18 protein-coding genes and 1 tRNA gene are annotated in these 15199 nt (G+C 36.6%); 1 reads left to right on the top strand and 18 read right to left on the bottom strand.

The features are described from left to right. Positions 1-84: 84 nt before the first annotated feature. Complete coding sequence (locus K0R93_RS08635) at positions 85-1866, top strand: Rqc2 family fibronectin-binding protein (RefSeq protein WP_300300034.1); 1782 nt, start codon at positions 85-87, stop codon at positions 1864-1866. Positions 1867-1937: 71 nt separating this feature from the next. Here K0R93_RS08635 and K0R93_RS08640 read toward each other — a convergent pair whose 3' ends face one another. The 18 genes from K0R93_RS08640 to spoIVA form a co-directional block, all read right to left on the bottom strand. After that, positions 1938-3185 carry a uracil-xanthine permease family protein gene (locus K0R93_RS08640; RefSeq protein ID WP_300300036.1) on the bottom strand — a complete coding sequence of 416 codons (1248 nt, stop codon included), beginning with the start codon at positions 3183-3185 and terminating at the stop codon, positions 1938-1940. Positions 3186-3296: 111 nt separating this feature from the next. After that, entirely contained in the window at positions 3297-3833 is a 537-nt protein-coding gene (gene pyrR / locus K0R93_RS08645; protein WP_300300038.1) for a bifunctional pyr operon transcriptional regulator/uracil phosphoribosyltransferase PyrR, read from the bottom strand. A gap of 165 nt (positions 3834-3998) precedes the next feature. Next, the gene (locus tag K0R93_RS08650) at positions 3999-4898 is read right to left on the bottom strand and encodes an RluA family pseudouridine synthase (protein ID WP_300300210.1); all 900 of its coding nucleotides are present in this window, start codon (positions 4896-4898) and stop codon (positions 3999-4001) included. Between the two features lie 45 nt (positions 4899-4943). Further along, entirely contained in the window at positions 4944-5387 is a 444-nt protein-coding gene (gene lspA, locus K0R93_RS08655) for a signal peptidase II (RefSeq protein WP_300300040.1), read from the bottom strand. Positions 5388-5482: 95 nt separating this feature from the next. After that, on the bottom strand, positions 5483-5641 hold the full coding sequence (locus K0R93_RS08660) for a hypothetical protein (RefSeq protein WP_300300042.1): 159 nt from the start codon (positions 5639-5641) through the stop codon (positions 5483-5485). A gap of 28 nt (positions 5642-5669) precedes the next feature. Then, positions 5670-6365: a TraR/DksA C4-type zinc finger protein gene (locus K0R93_RS08665; protein WP_300300044.1), complete on the bottom strand. Its 696-nt coding sequence runs from the start codon at positions 6363-6365 to the stop codon at positions 5670-5672. A 12-nt stretch (positions 6366-6377) separates the two neighbouring features. Then, a complete protein-coding gene (locus K0R93_RS08670; protein ID WP_300300046.1) occupies positions 6378-6656 on the bottom strand; it encodes a DUF5665 domain-containing protein in 279 nt (92 codons plus the stop codon). 183 nt (positions 6657-6839) lie between these two features. After that, the gene (gene aroF, locus K0R93_RS08675; protein ID WP_300300048.1) at positions 6840-7649 is read right to left on the bottom strand and encodes a 3-deoxy-7-phosphoheptulonate synthase; all 810 of its coding nucleotides are present in this window, start codon (positions 7647-7649) and stop codon (positions 6840-6842) included. A 15-nt stretch (positions 7650-7664) separates the two neighbouring features. Further along, a complete protein-coding gene (locus tag K0R93_RS08680; protein WP_300300050.1) occupies positions 7665-8363 on the bottom strand; it encodes a 5'-methylthioadenosine/adenosylhomocysteine nucleosidase in 699 nt (232 codons plus the stop codon). A gap of 168 nt (positions 8364-8531) precedes the next feature. Further along, positions 8532-8999, bottom strand: coding sequence for a DivIVA domain-containing protein (locus K0R93_RS08685; RefSeq protein WP_300300052.1), 468 nt, complete (start codon positions 8997-8999; stop codon positions 8532-8534). A 13-nt stretch (positions 9000-9012) separates the two neighbouring features. Further along, positions 9013-9801: a YlmH family RNA-binding protein gene (locus K0R93_RS08690; RefSeq protein WP_300300054.1), complete on the bottom strand. Its 789-nt coding sequence runs from the start codon at positions 9799-9801 to the stop codon at positions 9013-9015. A gap of 13 nt (positions 9802-9814) precedes the next feature. Beyond that, positions 9815-10078, bottom strand: a complete 264-nt coding sequence (locus K0R93_RS19300) for a YggT family protein (RefSeq protein WP_415781202.1) — start codon at positions 10076-10078, stop codon at positions 9815-9817. An 18-nt stretch (positions 10079-10096) separates the two neighbouring features. After that, positions 10097-10537, bottom strand: coding sequence for a cell division protein SepF (locus tag K0R93_RS08695; protein ID WP_300300056.1), 441 nt, complete (start codon positions 10535-10537; stop codon positions 10097-10099). Between the two features lie 17 nt (positions 10538-10554). Further along, entirely contained in the window at positions 10555-11253 is a 699-nt protein-coding gene (locus K0R93_RS08700; RefSeq protein WP_300300058.1) for a YggS family pyridoxal phosphate-dependent enzyme, read from the bottom strand. A gap of 26 nt (positions 11254-11279) precedes the next feature. After that, a complete protein-coding gene (locus K0R93_RS08705) occupies positions 11280-12548 on the bottom strand; it encodes an HlyD family efflux transporter periplasmic adaptor subunit (RefSeq protein ID WP_300300060.1) in 1269 nt (422 codons plus the stop codon). Positions 12549-12742: 194 nt separating this feature from the next. Further along, a complete protein-coding gene (locus tag K0R93_RS08710) occupies positions 12743-13126 on the bottom strand; it encodes a hypothetical protein (protein WP_300300062.1) in 384 nt (127 codons plus the stop codon). 90 nt (positions 13127-13216) lie between these two features. Further along, positions 13217-13293: transfer RNA gene (locus K0R93_RS08715), tRNA-Pro, on the bottom strand. Between the two features lie 266 nt (positions 13294-13559). Then, a complete protein-coding gene (gene spoIVA, locus K0R93_RS08720) occupies positions 13560-15038 on the bottom strand; it encodes a stage IV sporulation protein A (RefSeq protein WP_300300064.1) in 1479 nt (492 codons plus the stop codon). Positions 15039-15199 lie beyond the last annotated feature (161 nt).

Here is a 15199-nt window from a genome sequence, read left to right on the forward strand (position 1 = left end):
CACTGAATTTATGCGGCACTTTTAATTATCTATAAATAGTGTTATACTCTACAAATGAAAGTACAATAGTTTGGAGGAATCTTTATGCCATTAGATGGATTGGTTGTTTCAGCAATCGTTGATGAATTACATTCATCAATTTACCATGGAAAAATCGAAAAGGTTTATCAACCCGAGAATGACGAAATAAGCCTACTTATTCGGTGCATGGGAAAGAACTATCGATTGGTTGCTTCTGCAAGCAGTCATAATCCAAGAGTCCACATCACTACCAGTAACAAGCAAAATCCCGTTTCCCCTCCTATGTTTTGCATGCTTATGCGAAAGCATCTGCAAGGTGGTAAAATCACTGCTATCCACCAAAAAGACTTTGAAAGAATTATAATCATTGATATAGAAAACTATGATGAGCTTGGGTCTTTATCCATTAAGCAATTAATCATTGAGATCATGGGGAAACACAGCAACATTATCTTGGTTGATAAAGCACAGAATAAAATTTTAGATAGTATCAAACGTATATCAGGGGATCTTAATCGATATCGAGAAATTCTTCCTGGCAAAACATACATTAACCCCCCTGATCAAGGGAAAGCAAACCCTCTTTTACTTAACAAGGAAAATTTCAGCGATCTCCTTCAAGGACTAACCCAGGGTACGGTTCTATACAAAGCTCTATATACATCGTTACAAGGTATCAGTCCTATAACAGCTATGGAAATCTGCAAAAGGGCAAAACTTGATGATGATATTGCCTTGGTCAATTTAACTTCTAATACTTATAATGACCTGTGGTATGCTTTTCACCATATGATGCAATCCATAAAACACAAAACCTATATACCAAACCTGATCAGGGACAAAGTTGACCATCACGTGATAGATTTTGCTTCAATTTTGCTGGAGCATTATCAAGGAGTTTATGATACCCTAACTTTTGACTCCATCAGTGAAGTTCTTGAAGACTACTACTATCACAGAGACCTACAAGAAAGATTAAAGCAAAAATCTGTGGATTTACGGAAATTTGTACAACAATCCCTCGATAAGCTATATAAGAAATTGCAGAACTTAGGAGAAGATTTACGCGCTGCTGAAAAATCAGAAGATTATAGAGTCTATGGTGAATTGCTCACGGCAAATCTCCATCTCATTAAAAAAGGAAATACTGAGGTAGAGGTCGTTAACTATTATGATGAAACTGGGGGTACAGTCCTTATACCTTTAGATGCCCATCTATCTCCCGCTCAGAATGCCCAACGTTATTTTAAACGATACGGAAAATCCAAAACTGCAGTAAAGGAAATCGATCATCAGTTACAAGAGGCACAACAGGAAATAAAATACTTCGAGAACATATTGGTATTTATAGAGAATGCCACAGAAATTCAGGATCTTGATGATGTGAGAAGTGAACTTATTGATGAAGGCTATTTAAAAAAGCGTCGGGATAAGACAGACAAAAACAAAGGAAGAGCTAAGCCTTTATGCTTTATTTCATCGGATGGTTTTGAAATTCTTGTAGGTAAAAACAACAAACAGAACGACGAACTGACATTAAGAGTAGCTTCGAAAAAAGACTTATGGTTCCATACCAAAGATATACCTGGTTCCCATGTAATCGTATTAAGTAAAAGCCTTGAAGTACCTGAAAAAACGATTCTAGAAGCTGCTGCTTTAGCCGCTTTCCACAGCAAGGGTAAGGTTTCCGAGAATGTACCCGTTGACTATACCGAGGTTAAAAATGTTAGAAAGCCTAACGGCGCCAAGCCTGGGATGGTCATTTATGAAAGTCACCGAACGATCTATGTAACACCTTCAAATGATATCATTAACCAATTAACAAATAAGACCGAGTCCAAATAGACTCGGTCAATTTTTTACCTTATTTAAAAAGCTGTATCCTATTCCAATCGATTAACCGCACAATGGCAACCTTACTTTTGAACTGGCAGTAATTTATTAGATACAATCCCAACAATTGCTGCTAAGCTGAGACCAGTTAGTTTAGCGTTTTCGGTAATCGTAATCCCAACAGGAACATCTGTAACTACCGTAGTACCAATACCTAATACCAAAATCAGTGATGCTATGATTAGGTTTCGATTATCTGTAAAATCAATATTTCCTTCCGCTACAGTTCTCATCCCAATGCTTGCAATCATACCAAATAAAATCAAGCTGATACCGCCCATAACTGCAGTAGGTATTGTTTGAATCATTGCCCCGAACTTTCCGATAAAGCTCAATCCAATCGCTATGCAAGCAGCAATCCTTAGTATGGATGGATCATAAACTTTTGTTACTGCCAATACGCCTGTGTTTTCACCATAAGTCGTGTTAGCAGGTCCGCCGATCATTCCAGCCAACAGTGTGGCTAAACCATCCCCAAGCAATGTTCTGTGTAAGCCTGGATCTTTAAAAAAGTCCTTTCCAACGACTGCACCATTCGTCGTAATATCCCCCACATGCTCCATAAACACTACTGCTACAATAGGAGCGATAAGTGCGATTGCTCCTAAATTAAACTTAGGAAAAGTGAACTGTGGCATTTGAATCACTGAAGCTTGCTGTATCGCACTGACATCTACCAAGCCTAAGAAGCTGGCAGCAATATATCCTACAACTACACCTGAAAGTATTGGCAGAAGCTTAAAGAATCCTTTTGCAAAGATTGACACCGCCATTACTGTTAATACTACAATCACAGCTACTCCCCAATGGCTTGCAGCCATCCTAATAGCTACAGGGCTTAGATTTAAACCGATGACGATAATCATAGGCCCAGTTACTACTGGGGGTAAGAAGCTTTTAATTGTATCAGCACCAAATATTTTTACGATTGCAGAAAGTATAACATAGAGTAAACCTGCAACAACGATACCGCCTTGGGCATATTCGAGACCTCCATAGGCCTTATCAACCATCTGAATAACAGGAATAAATGCAAAGCTTGAACCCAAGAACACAGGCACCTTATTTTTTGTTACAAAGTGGAAAAGCAGCGTACCACACCCTGCAGCAAAGAGCGCTACCGCTGGGTTTAAGCCAGTTAAAAGTGGAACCAGTACTGTGGCGCCAAACATTGCTAACACATGTTGAATACCTAAAACTAATTTCTTTTCAAGACGCACGCCTTCAAATTCATTGCTCTTTGAATTAATTTTTACCGCTGTTTCTGCCATAAAAAATACCTCCTTGAATTTAGATTTAAGGAGGGAGATATACTTCCATTATCTCCCTTATCAGCCTCGCAGGACTGATTTAAAAGGTTAAAGGGTCTTAAAATTCACTTTTTACCTTTCATTTATGGTAACATCGTTGATGTTATCAATTTCTTCAAAATGTACACAAATTACTTCTTCCTTTGATGTAGGGACGTTCTTTCCTACAAAATCAGCTCGAATTGGCAGTTCTCTATGCCCTCTGTCAATCAATACCGCCAGTTGTATTGATCTCGGTCTGCCAATATCCATGATTGCATCCATGGCAGCCCGCACTGTACGTCCAGTAAACAGTACATCGTCAACAAGCACGATCACCTTATTATTTATGTCTACTTGGATATCTGTGCTATTGATCACTGGATTATCGTCTATTTTACTTAAGTCATCTCTATAGAGGGTTATATCTAGACTGCCTGCATTTACCTTTGCTTTTTCAATTGCTTCGATTTTATCACTTAATCTTTTGGCAAAGGGTATTCCCCTTGTCTTGATTCCAACCAAAACGATATCTTCGATACCTTTATTTTTTTCAATAATTTCATGGGCAATTCGTGTTGATGCCCTTTGTATTGCTTGCTCATCCATGATCTGAGCTTTAAATTTCATATAACCACCTCATATAAAAATTTGACAGTATAAAAAAACTTCTTACCCAAGGGCAAGAAGTTATCTACATGAATAAAATGCTAGAAAAATTTCATTGTAGAGTCCTTACTGCCTCACGGGGCAAATTTAAAGGTGTTTGTTTCTATATTAGATTAGCATAATTTCTCACCTTTGTCTATATAGATTTTCAATTGTTTTAATAATTTTGCTAAAATGGTCTGGGATATCTGCATGAAATTCCATATATTCGCCCTTCGTAGGATGAATAAATCCTATAGTCTGAGCATGTAACATTTGTCCATTCGTATGAAACTTTTCCTTCTTTTGACCATAGATAGGATCACCCACAAGGGGATGATGTATATATGTCATATGTACACGAATTTGATGGGTCCTGCCGGTTTCTAGTTTTGCTTCAATCAAAGAATACTCTCCATATCTTTCTAAAACACGAAAGTGGGTAACAGCATTTTTTCCGTTTCTATCTACAACCGCCATCTTCATACGATCTACAGGATGTCTCCCAATAGGCGCATTGATCGTTCCCCGTTCTTCCTTAATATTGCCGTGAACCATGGCAATATATATCCTGTTAATGGAGTGCTCCTTTAGCTGTTCAGCTAGACTTCGATGGGCTTTGTCATTCTTGGCTACCATGAGAAGTCCGCTCGTATCCTTATCAATCCGATGAACAATACCAGGTCGAATGACACCATTAATAGACGATAGATTTTTACAATGATAAAGCAATGCATTTACCAAAGTTCCTTTGTAATTGCCTGGAGCTGGATGTACCACCATTCCTTGGGGTTTGTTAACAACGACTACATCCTCATCCTCATATATAATATCAATCGGAATATTTTCAGCGTCAACCTTAAGCAGTTCAGGATCTGGAATCTCAACTTCGATTTCATCATTTTCAATAACTTTATACTTTTTAACGATGTCCCTATTACCATTAATCTGAATATTTCCTTGCTCAATCAATTTCTGTATAAAACTTCGTGATAGATGATCTAACTGATTGGCAATGTATACATCCAGACGTTGTCCCTCATCCATATCATCAACAATAAATTTTTGTATTTCCAAAAGCTTTCTTCCTTTCTAACTCTTTTGGGGCCTATCAATAATTATCATATAATAACTTAAAAGAATAGCACCACAAACAATGGCCATATCTGCAATATTGAACACAGGCCAGACCCTAAAATCAAAAAAATCTCTTACATATCCAAATTGAATTCTATCAATCAAGTTTCCAATAGCTCCCGCAATTATTAGGGTTAGACTGAACTTCATCGCAGGGTGAACTTTTTCCTGAGTTCTTAAAAAAAAGAACGTCCCTATAACAACCGCCAGCGTCATAATGATAAAAAATAGTTTTTGATTTCTTAAAATCCCAAAAGCTGCGCCATAATTATGTACATAGGTGATATGAAAAATATTGTGAATGATAGGAATTGATTCATTCTCTAATAAATTTCCTTGGACATACTGCTTTGAAATTTGATCTAATGCAATAATTAAAACGATTAATATATAATTCATCCTATACCCCCTTTAATTTATCCATTAGATTATATCATAATTTGCAAGTGATGATATAAGTAAGTTATAACAAAAGTGAAGCAATGCTCCACTTTCTAAAGTTCTCCATCATATAGTTGAATTATTTTTTTACAGGTATCTTCATCCTCACGTTCAGCCGCTACAGAGACAAGAATATTTGCATCAGCGACTTCACTAAAACCGCCCATACCGCTTACGTTTGGATCAGCTGCATATAAGGATCTTAGCTCCATGGATATCTCACTGACGTCATACCATCACCTATTTCTTTTTTCTTTGATCATATGGTATATCTTTTCTTTCTTCATCCTCAAGCTGCCCTACATAATAATCCTCAGAAATCTGCTCTACTTCCTGCACAATTCCTGGTTCTTCCTCTATGTATCCAGGCTCGTCATCATCGAAGTAACCCTGCTGATCTCCTCCATTGAATGAAGGATCTTGTCGTATCTCGTTAAATCGTTCTACAGCCTGCCATGCATCTTCTCCATCGAATCCGTTATAACTATCGTCATGGTCTTTAAAGCTTCTTCCAAATGGCGGGTAAAGTACTTCTTCCTCTACAGGTCGGGTATCTACTTCCGTGTGGATGGATAAACCACCCTTTTCACAATCCATGCATTGAACGGCTGTAGGTAAGATTTCAAGCCTATCTTCATCGATATCTTTACCACAGGTTATACAGTTGCCATAAGAGCCGTCTTCAACTTTACTCAATGCATTATCCACTTCTTGCAGGTGCAATTCTTCATTGTTTTTAAGGTTGAAATTCATTTCCATTTCAAACAGCTCTGTGCCAATATCCGCCGGATGATTATCATATACTGACAGCTCATCAAAATAATCTTTGAAATTTTCATTGGGTTCATTCTCGTTCATCAGCTCAAGGGTACGCTGGACATCTTCTCTCTCTTGCAGCAATAATCCCCTAAAGTATTCCATCCTCTGCTTATTCAAATTTAAACCTCCCTATCTGTAGTTTTCAATAATATCAAGTAAGTCTGCAATATACTGACCGATCAATGGAAGATTTACAGTCTGCTTTAGTATGTAGAATAAAATCGCAGCCAATACAGTCAATCCAATGGCTGTTCCCAATCCTCTGGCTAAACCACTGATAAAATTAGTATACAATAATTTCTTAGGATTATTCATGATCTCTACGTATTCAGCCAATTTTACTTTTTCCAAGTCAAGGGCTATTTTCTCAAGTCGTGCTTCTATCTGTGACATCTTTTTCTCGTCCATAAATACACCCCCATTTTTAAAAACAACATTAAAAATCAGTATCTTAAAATACCTCTATTCATAGTCTTTTCCAATCATCTTGTTAATATAAATATATCCTAGCAAGATTCAAATAAGCACTTAATTTATCACCAAAAGAAAAAGAGCTATAAAAATAGCTCTTTTATTCTACTCTAGTTACGCTTATAGCCCATTTACACAGTTGTGAATTTCTAAAAGCTCCTTGCTCAGTTTTTCGAACATATGGAAGTCTAAGGACTGTATTCCATCGGACAGCGCATCACACGGGCTAGGATGTACTTCCACCATAAGCCCATGGGCACCAATAGCTACCGCTGCCCTGGATGCTGATGCAACCAACTCTACTCTGCCCGTCCCATGACTCGGATCGACGATGATAGGAAAATGACTCAATTCTTTGATAATGGGTACTGCCATAAGGTCAAGAGTATTCCTCGTATAGTTTTCAAAGGTTCTAATGCCTCTTTCGCATAAAATAACATTCTTATTCCCTTCCAAAACAATATACTCAGCAGCAGACAGCCATTCTTTGATACTAGCAGCCATACCTCTTTTTAGCATCACTGGCTTGCTGCCTTTCCCAACTTCCCGGAGCAAACTATAGTTTTGCATATTTCTTGACCCAATTTGAAAAATATCCACATATTTATCTAGCATATCAATATCTCGGGCATCCATAATCTCAGAAATAACTGGCATATTGTTCTCTTGCCCAGCTTGGTAAAGATACTTTAGACCTTCTTCCCCTAACCCCTGAAAGGAATAGGGAGATGTTCGTGGTTTAAAAGCGCCACCACGAAGTACCTGAGCACCTGCTTCTTTGACGAGTCTGGCAGTTTCAAACAATTGATCTTCACTTTCAATGGCACAGGGTCCAGCAATGAGCACAAGCTCATCTCCCCCGATGTGAACGTCCCCTACACTGACAATAGTCTGGTTCTTATGCTCTTTTCCAGCTAACTTTAGTTTCATAGCATCATTCCTTAATTATAAGTGTTTTAACATCCCCGCCACAATCTCACTGGAGTTTTTTGCTGCCTCATGAACAAATTCATTAAAATTATGATGGGCTGTACCGTCAGCTTTATCGGACATTGCCCTTATAATAACAAAAGGAATTTTATTCAGATAGCAGGCATGTCCAATAGCAGCGCCTTCCATCTCTGTACAATATCCTTGAAACTCTCTAAGGAGTAAATCCTTCCGTTCAGGACATGCAACAAATACATCTCCTGAGAGAATACGACCAGTTAAAATTTTGTGTGTTCTTTGTTCATTTTTGCTAATCTTCTCTGCCACTTCTATTAGTTTTGAATCAGACTTAAAAATATATTCGTCCATTCTTGGAATCTGCCCTAGTTTATAGCCGAATCCAGTTACATCAAAATCATGTTCTAGTACATCTGTGGAAATAACTAGATCTCCAACCTCAAGTTCATCCTTTAACGCACCCGCTACACCTGTATTTATAATGCTAGATACATCAAAATTACTAATTAGCACCTGCGTGCAAACCGCTGCATTTACCTTTCCTATACCACATCTTACGATGACAACATCCTTATTTTCCAGGCGCCCGCTATAGAAAGTCATTCCTGCAATATCTATAGTCTCCTCAAGATTCATTTTTTCCTTTAATAAATGTACTTCCTCATCCATCGCACCTATTATACCTATTCTGTTCATATACCCATGCCTCCTAACCTGTTTCTTTATCCATTATACCCTTATCCCAAATTGTGTCAAGGTAATTATAATATTCGCAAATATAAACTTTAAAATCCCCATCCATTGATAGGACGAGGATTATAATTTATCATATGTTTTATGTATACTTTGAACTTTCACTAGGACTTATTCTTCAGCATCCTCAACAATTTCTTTACAACTGGTGTTTACTGCCTCTAGCTGGGATTCAAGCAAAGTTTTGAATCTTGTCTTAAATATATGCATCTGCTTCTTTACTTCTTCATATTCCCGTTTGATCTTGACTACATCTTTGTTCGCTTCTTCAATAATAGACATCCCTTTCCCTTCTGCTTCACGGATGATTAATTCAGCCTTTTTATGGGCATTGGATGAAACCTCCTCTGCTGTAGTCTGTGCCACGATTAATGTATTATTCAGTGTCTTTTCAAGATTGGCGTACTTGTCTATTTGTTCTTGTAGAAGTGTAATCTTGTCCTTTAACTCAATATTATCCTTATACAGCTTCTCATAATCAATCATTATCTTGTCCAAGAACTCGTCTACTTCATTTTCCTTATAACCTCTCATTACCTTCTTGAATTCCTTGTTTTGGATTTCCAATGGTGTAATCATCTAATTCCCTCCCCTAAATCATCCGTTGTATAGTCACTTTAAGTCGATCTTTCTTGGTTTTATTCCCTACTTCTAACAACACAATCCGCCCTTTCCCCTTAAAAGAAATTACATCACCTTTGTGGACGAGATGGGCAGGATTATTGATAGGCTTCCAATTCACCTTGACCTTGTCATTCCCTATCATCTTTGATAGCGAATTCCTTGATTCACCAAAACCTACCCCTACCATCACATCTAATCTTAGTGAGGGGACTGTTGTTTCGATCAATTTATACTTTTCTTGTGGAATCTGAATATCCTCTAAGGTTACAATTTTTGTTTCGACTTTATAGCGGGATATTTTTTCTAGATTGCCATCAATAAAATCACATATATCCTTGAATGAGACAATATAGCAACAATTCTTAGAAATGAAAATATCACCAATTTTCTCTCTCTTGATGCCCAACCCTAGGACAGACCCTAAGACATCTCTATGACTTATACTATCGTGTTCAAAATTGCCATCAATTCGAAGGAATCTTAATGGACTGTCTATTTCGTCTGATTCCATGTAATCTGGAAACATGACAATGATTTGTCTTTCAGCCTGTCCAAATCCACCTGAGACGAAATGTTTCAGCTCTCTAATCTTACTGAGTATCGGTCTACACAATGAAATTTGGTAAGGATCACAAAAATCCGTATTTCGGGGACTATAATTCTTTAATACACCTTCAGCTCGATCCAACACTCTAGAAATAAAAATTTTATCTTCAATATTATTGATATGTCGCGTTAATCCTTCTTTATCAATCAAGCCCTCACCTTTTCTATATCAAACTTAATAGTATACTCTTGATAAACATGAGTCCCCATAAGGCAGCAAGGGGTGAAAAATCAATATGACTTCCACCTAAACCTATTCTAGATAACAAGCTTCTAAAGGGTGCTATAATTGGTTCGGTTAACTGATATAATATTCTCGAAATATTATTGTATGGATTTGTAAAAATCCAGGTCGATATTGCTCTAGCCACAATTAAGTAAGTTAAAACATTAAAAAAATAATCAATTGAAGCCCTTATTGTCCACATTTTCGCACCATCCAAAATTTATTTTTGCCACGGAAAAATCCCTTTATTTTTCAACTCTTCTCGTATATTCCCTGCTATATCTACATTGTTAGGCGCAAGGATAAATATTCCCTTCGATACCTTTTGTATGTTTCCATCTAGTGCATACACAGCACCGTTTAGAAAATCAAAAATTTTCTTTGCGATGTCCTGATCTAAATTTTCCAAATTGATTACTACAGGTTTTCTATTTTTCAGGTTATCAATTATACCTGGCGCCTCTTCAAACTCTGTGGGTTCACATATTATAACCTTCATTTGAGTCGTCGTATGAATGTTTACAACCCTGCTTTTTTTGCTTGTAATAGGGATTACATCCTCATCTTCTTGAGACTGACCTTCATCATGCTCTTCTAAATCTTCCTCATAATCGTCCAAGCCCATAAAATACTTTACTTTATCAATAAACTTTGCTGACATTATATGTCCCCCTTATTTTATTTTTCCGTGTAGTTTCGTTCGCCAAAAATACCAGTTCCAATACGTATCATATTCGCCCCTTCTTCAATGGCAACCTTGAAATCATTCGTCATACCCATAGACAAATAATGCATTTCTACGCCTTTGATATTCTTATTGTTGATCTCATCAAAGAGCTGTTTCATTCTTTTAAAGTGAATTCTTACCCTATCTGGAACATCATCATAGGGCGCAATCGTCATCAATCCTTTCACACGAATATGCTGTAGCCCTTCTAACTGCTCAATAAAATCATATATATCCTTTTCATCTATACCAAATTTTGTTTCCTCTTGTGCAATATTTACTTGAATCAAAATATCTATACATCGATTTATTTGTTTGGCTCTTTTATTAATTTCTTCTGCCAAATGGATACGATCCACTGAATGAATCATTTGCACTTTGTCCACGATGTATTTAACTTTATTGGTTTGTAAATGTCCTATCATATGCCAGTTTACATTATCAACCTGTTCAAATTTATTCATGATTTCTTGAACCTTGTTTTCCCCAATGTTGACAATCCCATTGTCAATGGCTTCATTGATTTTGTCAGCATCTACAGTTTTTGTAACAGCTATAAGCTGAATCTCCCTAGGGTCTTTTCCAATACGTTTACACAACCCCTCAATTTCTTGCTGTATATGTAAAATATTTTCCTTGATATGGGACATTTTATACCTCCTTAAAGGGTTATTCATTATTCATACACCAGCTGTCCTTCTTTTATTCTCGTGCCATGTCGCACAATCTCGTCATACAGTTTTATCGTTTCGACAGTCTTGACATCTTCACCATGTTTTTCATAGAAAACATTACTTTGCACAATGGCAAATTCTTCTTGCTGTCCAACAATCTTTATTGGTTTGAACCGGGCAAACCTACTGACATCGAGCACATAAACTCCCTTTATGCCGTCTTTCTCTACAATACAATCATTATAGATCTTCAACCCCTCATGGTTTACAGCGGTTACTTCAATGTCGATATTGCGAATTTTATGATAGTCTTCCACGTATTCATCTATTTTAAAAATAATCATTCCATTTTCATCATTCTCAATGATTTTATAGATTTGCCCGTTGATGGTTCCCTGGGGAAACTTAAGACCTACGTTCTTACCTGCCTTAAAATCGCTGAGATTTTCTTTGTCAATCCAAGCGATTAAGTACCACTGGCTATTGTCAACGATTTTGTAAATTGGTTGACCTAGAATCGTTTTTTCAGCCCTTAAGTCTGTCGTCTGTGATTTTTGCTTTTTTAATTCTTGATAGTCAACAGCACCCATGTTTAGCGGATTTAGAATCATTTCATACCCATCAATAAAATAACTTATTACACCGGTTTCTGTACTGGTCATCGTAGTGATTGCACTAGTAATCTTCGATTCCAACATCTGCTGTTCCTGCTTCAGTGCATCTAGATTTTTTCCAGCAAAGCTCTTATCTCCGTGGATAATTCTTTTTTTCTCTACCTTACTGTTCAATTCTTTCTTTAACTCTTCAATTTTCAGCAACTCGCCTTTTTCTCTATATGCTTTCATTTCTTCAATAATTATATGAATCTCTTGATCAAGCTTATTTACGTCCCGATCAAATAAGTTTTCTTTGTTTTCATTCAGACTTTCTATTCTCTGGTTGATCACTTCCAGCTTTTTTCTGGTAGCGGAGTCAATGGTATCTCTATATATTTCGGCTACCTTATATCCCTTCTCAACCTTCTCTCCATCTTGAACAAAATATTTAATATTGCCTTCACTCTCTGACTTGATCAATTTTTCGTTCCTTACGATGTATCCATTTATTGGATAATTTACTTGGATGCTTCCATACTTAGCAATCTCTGTTTCAATGGTGGTAGACAATGCAACGGGCGCCAGTTTCACTAGAAAATATAAAATAACAATTCCAAAGAAAAAATAATATAATTTGTTCTGTCTTTTTCTCTTTTTACCCTGCTTCTTTTTCAAATTATTTCACCTACTAGGTTATTTTAATCATAACTTATCCTATTAATAATTCTTCACGAGTACTTTATTTCCTTCCAGAAAATCTGATTAATTTTATTTAGTATGAAAGTCCTACAGCCTTTTTTCCATCTAGGACATAAGTGCTTAACAAGTTCATGATTATAGACAAAAAATAAAAGACTACCGAAGTAGCCCTAAAACCAATTAAACAACTTACCGTATTTATTGATAATTTTAAAAGATCTAATGTTTTTCAGTTCTATCCGCTCTACTGTATCATTTTCTGTGATAATCATCAAACTATTTTCACGAATTTTGGCTCCTAAAATAATTCCTCTGACTATGCTTTTATTATTGAAATAAATTTTGACCTCGTCCCCTGCCATAATCTCATTCTTTCCTACCCTAAAATAATTGGTATCTATTTCATTAATATGCTCCTCAGTAATTCCTTTGCCATCCAATACAATTCTATTGTTTTTCAGATAGTATTTTTCCTTTAAAACACACAGAAAGTATCCTAGCATAGAAACGATAAACAACATTCCTAAAACATGTAGAAGATATTTTATATACATCGTAAATCACTCCTTTTCCCGTAAAACATACTCCATAATTATTAAAAACATTAAAGCTATGACTCGTCATAGCTTTAATGTTTTTAATACTGGTCTGAGTGGGGAGACTTGAACTCCCGGCCTCTAGAACCCCATTCTAGCGCGCTACCAAACTGCGCCACACCCAGATGAATAAGCATAAAAATGTCTTGGCTGCATCCTTATCCAAAGGATTTATTCTTCAGATACATTGTATTATAAATGAATCTATGCAGATTTTCAAGTAGTTTCCTCAAATTTAAATAGGATATTATGTTTTATCAGCTCTTACCTTACTATATTATGTATGGTTTTATATAATTATTCAAATAATCCAATTTTTACATAGTTTTTCTGTTTCTCTGTCTATTACAACTAGAAAAAGCATAGGCTCTTATTGAACCTATGCTTTTTGCTATAGAATGATGCAGATTAGCCCACCGCTGCCCTCATTGACAATTTTTTGCAATGTTCTCTGCATCTTATGCCTTGCATCTTCAGGCATCATAAATAGTTTATTCTGCAATTGCTCTTTCACGAGATCATGCAGAGATTTGCCAAACATATTTGTCTGCCAGATTTTTGTTGGATCTGCCTCAAATTCTGCTAACAGATATTTTAGCATTTCTTCACTTTGTTTCTCAGTACCTACCAATGGTGATACCTCTGTGGCAATATCTGCTCGAATCAAATGCAAAGAAGGAGCATTTGCCTTTAATTTAACACCGAATCTATTTCCATGTCTAAAAATCTCCGGTTCTTCTAGCTCTAGTTCCTGCAAGCTAGGAGGAACGAGACCATATCCAGTTTCTTTTACATCGATAAGCGCTTTTTCCACCTTGTCAAACTCTCGTTTTGCTCTAGAAAATTCTTTAATCAACCCTAATAATTGATGATCTCCCTCAATGTGATGGCCTGTTACTTCTTCTAATATATTGTAAAATAATCCTTCCTTTGTCTTCATCTTAATATGGGCAACACCTTCACCCAGTTCTATATCGCTCAATAGTGCTTCCGTAATGACTTCCTCATCAGTAAATGAACTAAGGGCATCACGGACATCATTTATTTTTTTTACGTCTTTAGACCACTGCTTTACAGAATTTAGTATCTTACTCTTGAGCCAGTGATTTCCTTCTAAGCCATCCACCCAACCAGGTAATGTAATGTTGATTTCTTTGATTGGGAATTCAAAAAGAACATTTTCAAGAATTTCATTTACATTTTCAATACTCATCCTGGCACAATCCGCAGCCACTACGGGAACAGCATACTTCTCTTCCAATTGCCCTCTAAGCATTAATGCCTCTTCAGAGGAAGGATTTGTTGAATTCAAGATCATTATAAAAGGTTTGCTCAGTTCCCTTAATTCCCTTACAACTCTTTCTTCAGCTTCCCGGTAATCTTCCCTGTCGATTTCAGTTATGCTTCCATCGGTTGTAACCACAAGTCCTATGGTTGAGTGATCAGTTATTACCTTTCTTGTTCCGATTTCAGCTGCCTCTTCGAATGGAATTTCCTTTTCAAACCATGGCGTAGTAACCATTCTTGCTTTGCCATTTTCTTGATGGCCAAGGGCTCCGTTCACAAGGTAGCCTACACAATCAACCAGACGAACCTTAAATTTCGCATTATCCTTTAATGCCAGCTCAACGGCTTCATTTGGGATAAATTTTGGTTCTGTTGTCATGATCGTTTTACCGGCTCCACTTTGTGGCAACTCATCTTTCGCCCTTTCTTTTCTATATGAGTTCTCCATGTTTGGTAATACCAATAAATCCATAAATCTCTTAATAAATGTTGATTTCCCAGTTCTTACCGGCCCAACGACCCCTATGTAAATATCACCTTGGGTTCGATCTGCGATATCCTTATATATATCAAATCGCTCCACTACTTTTCCCCTCCCTTAATATTGAAATTATATATTTATTGATAAAATTAACGCATAAAATACTGTCCATCCCTCCTACAATGATCTGCTCAACAACATAGGACTATATTAACAATATATATATATGACTAGCTAAATCATAATATGACATCCTAGATAAA

Source organism: Anaerosolibacter sp., assembly GCF_029240175.1.
Classification (GTDB): Bacteria; Bacillota; Clostridia; order Peptostreptococcales; family Thermotaleaceae; genus Anaerosolibacter.

Bases quoted from the DNA above. Each gene is read 5' to 3' on its own strand.
- lspA (WP_300300040.1), bottom strand. From the start codon at position 5,387: ATGAATTATATATTAATCGTTTTAATTATTGCATTAGATCAAATTTCA.
- K0R93_RS08695 (WP_300300056.1), bottom strand. From the start codon at position 10,537: ATGTCAGCAAAGTTTATTGATAAAGTAAAGTATTTTATGGGCTTGGAC.
- K0R93_RS08685 (WP_300300052.1), bottom strand. From the start codon at position 8,999: ATGATTACACCATTGGAAATCCAAAACAAGGAATTCAAGAAGGTAATG.
- K0R93_RS08660 (WP_300300042.1), bottom strand. From the start codon at position 5,641: ATGGAGCTAAGATCCTTATATGCAGCTGATCCAAACGTAAGCGGTATG.
- K0R93_RS08710 (WP_300300062.1), bottom strand. From the start codon at position 13,126: ATGTATATAAAATATCTTCTACATGTTTTAGGAATGTTGTTTATCGTT.
- K0R93_RS08700 (WP_300300058.1), bottom strand. From the start codon at position 11,253: ATGTCCCATATCAAGGAAAATATTTTACATATACAGCAAGAAATTGAG.
- K0R93_RS19300 (WP_415781202.1), bottom strand. From the start codon at position 10,078: ATGTGGACAATAAGGGCTTCAATTGATTATTTTTTTAATGTTTTAACT.
- K0R93_RS08680 (WP_300300050.1), bottom strand. From the start codon at position 8,363: ATGAACAGAATAGGTATAATAGGTGCGATGGATGAGGAAGTACATTTA.
- aroF (WP_300300048.1), bottom strand. From the start codon at position 7,649: ATGAAACTAAAGTTAGCTGGAAAAGAGCATAAGAACCAGACTATTGTC.
- pyrR (WP_300300038.1), bottom strand. From the start codon at position 3,833: ATGAAATTTAAAGCTCAGATCATGGATGAGCAAGCAATACAAAGGGCA.
- K0R93_RS08640 (WP_300300036.1), bottom strand. From the start codon at position 3,185: ATGGCAGAAACAGCGGTAAAAATTAATTCAAAGAGCAATGAATTTGAA.
- K0R93_RS08650 (WP_300300210.1), bottom strand. From the start codon at position 4,898: ATGGATGAGGGACAACGTCTGGATGTATACATTGCCAATCAGTTAGAT.
- K0R93_RS08635 (WP_300300034.1), top strand. From the start codon at position 85: ATGCCATTAGATGGATTGGTTGTTTCAGCAATCGTTGATGAATTACAT.
- K0R93_RS08670 (WP_300300046.1), bottom strand. From the start codon at position 6,656: ATGGACGAGAAAAAGATGTCACAGATAGAAGCACGACTTGAGAAAATA.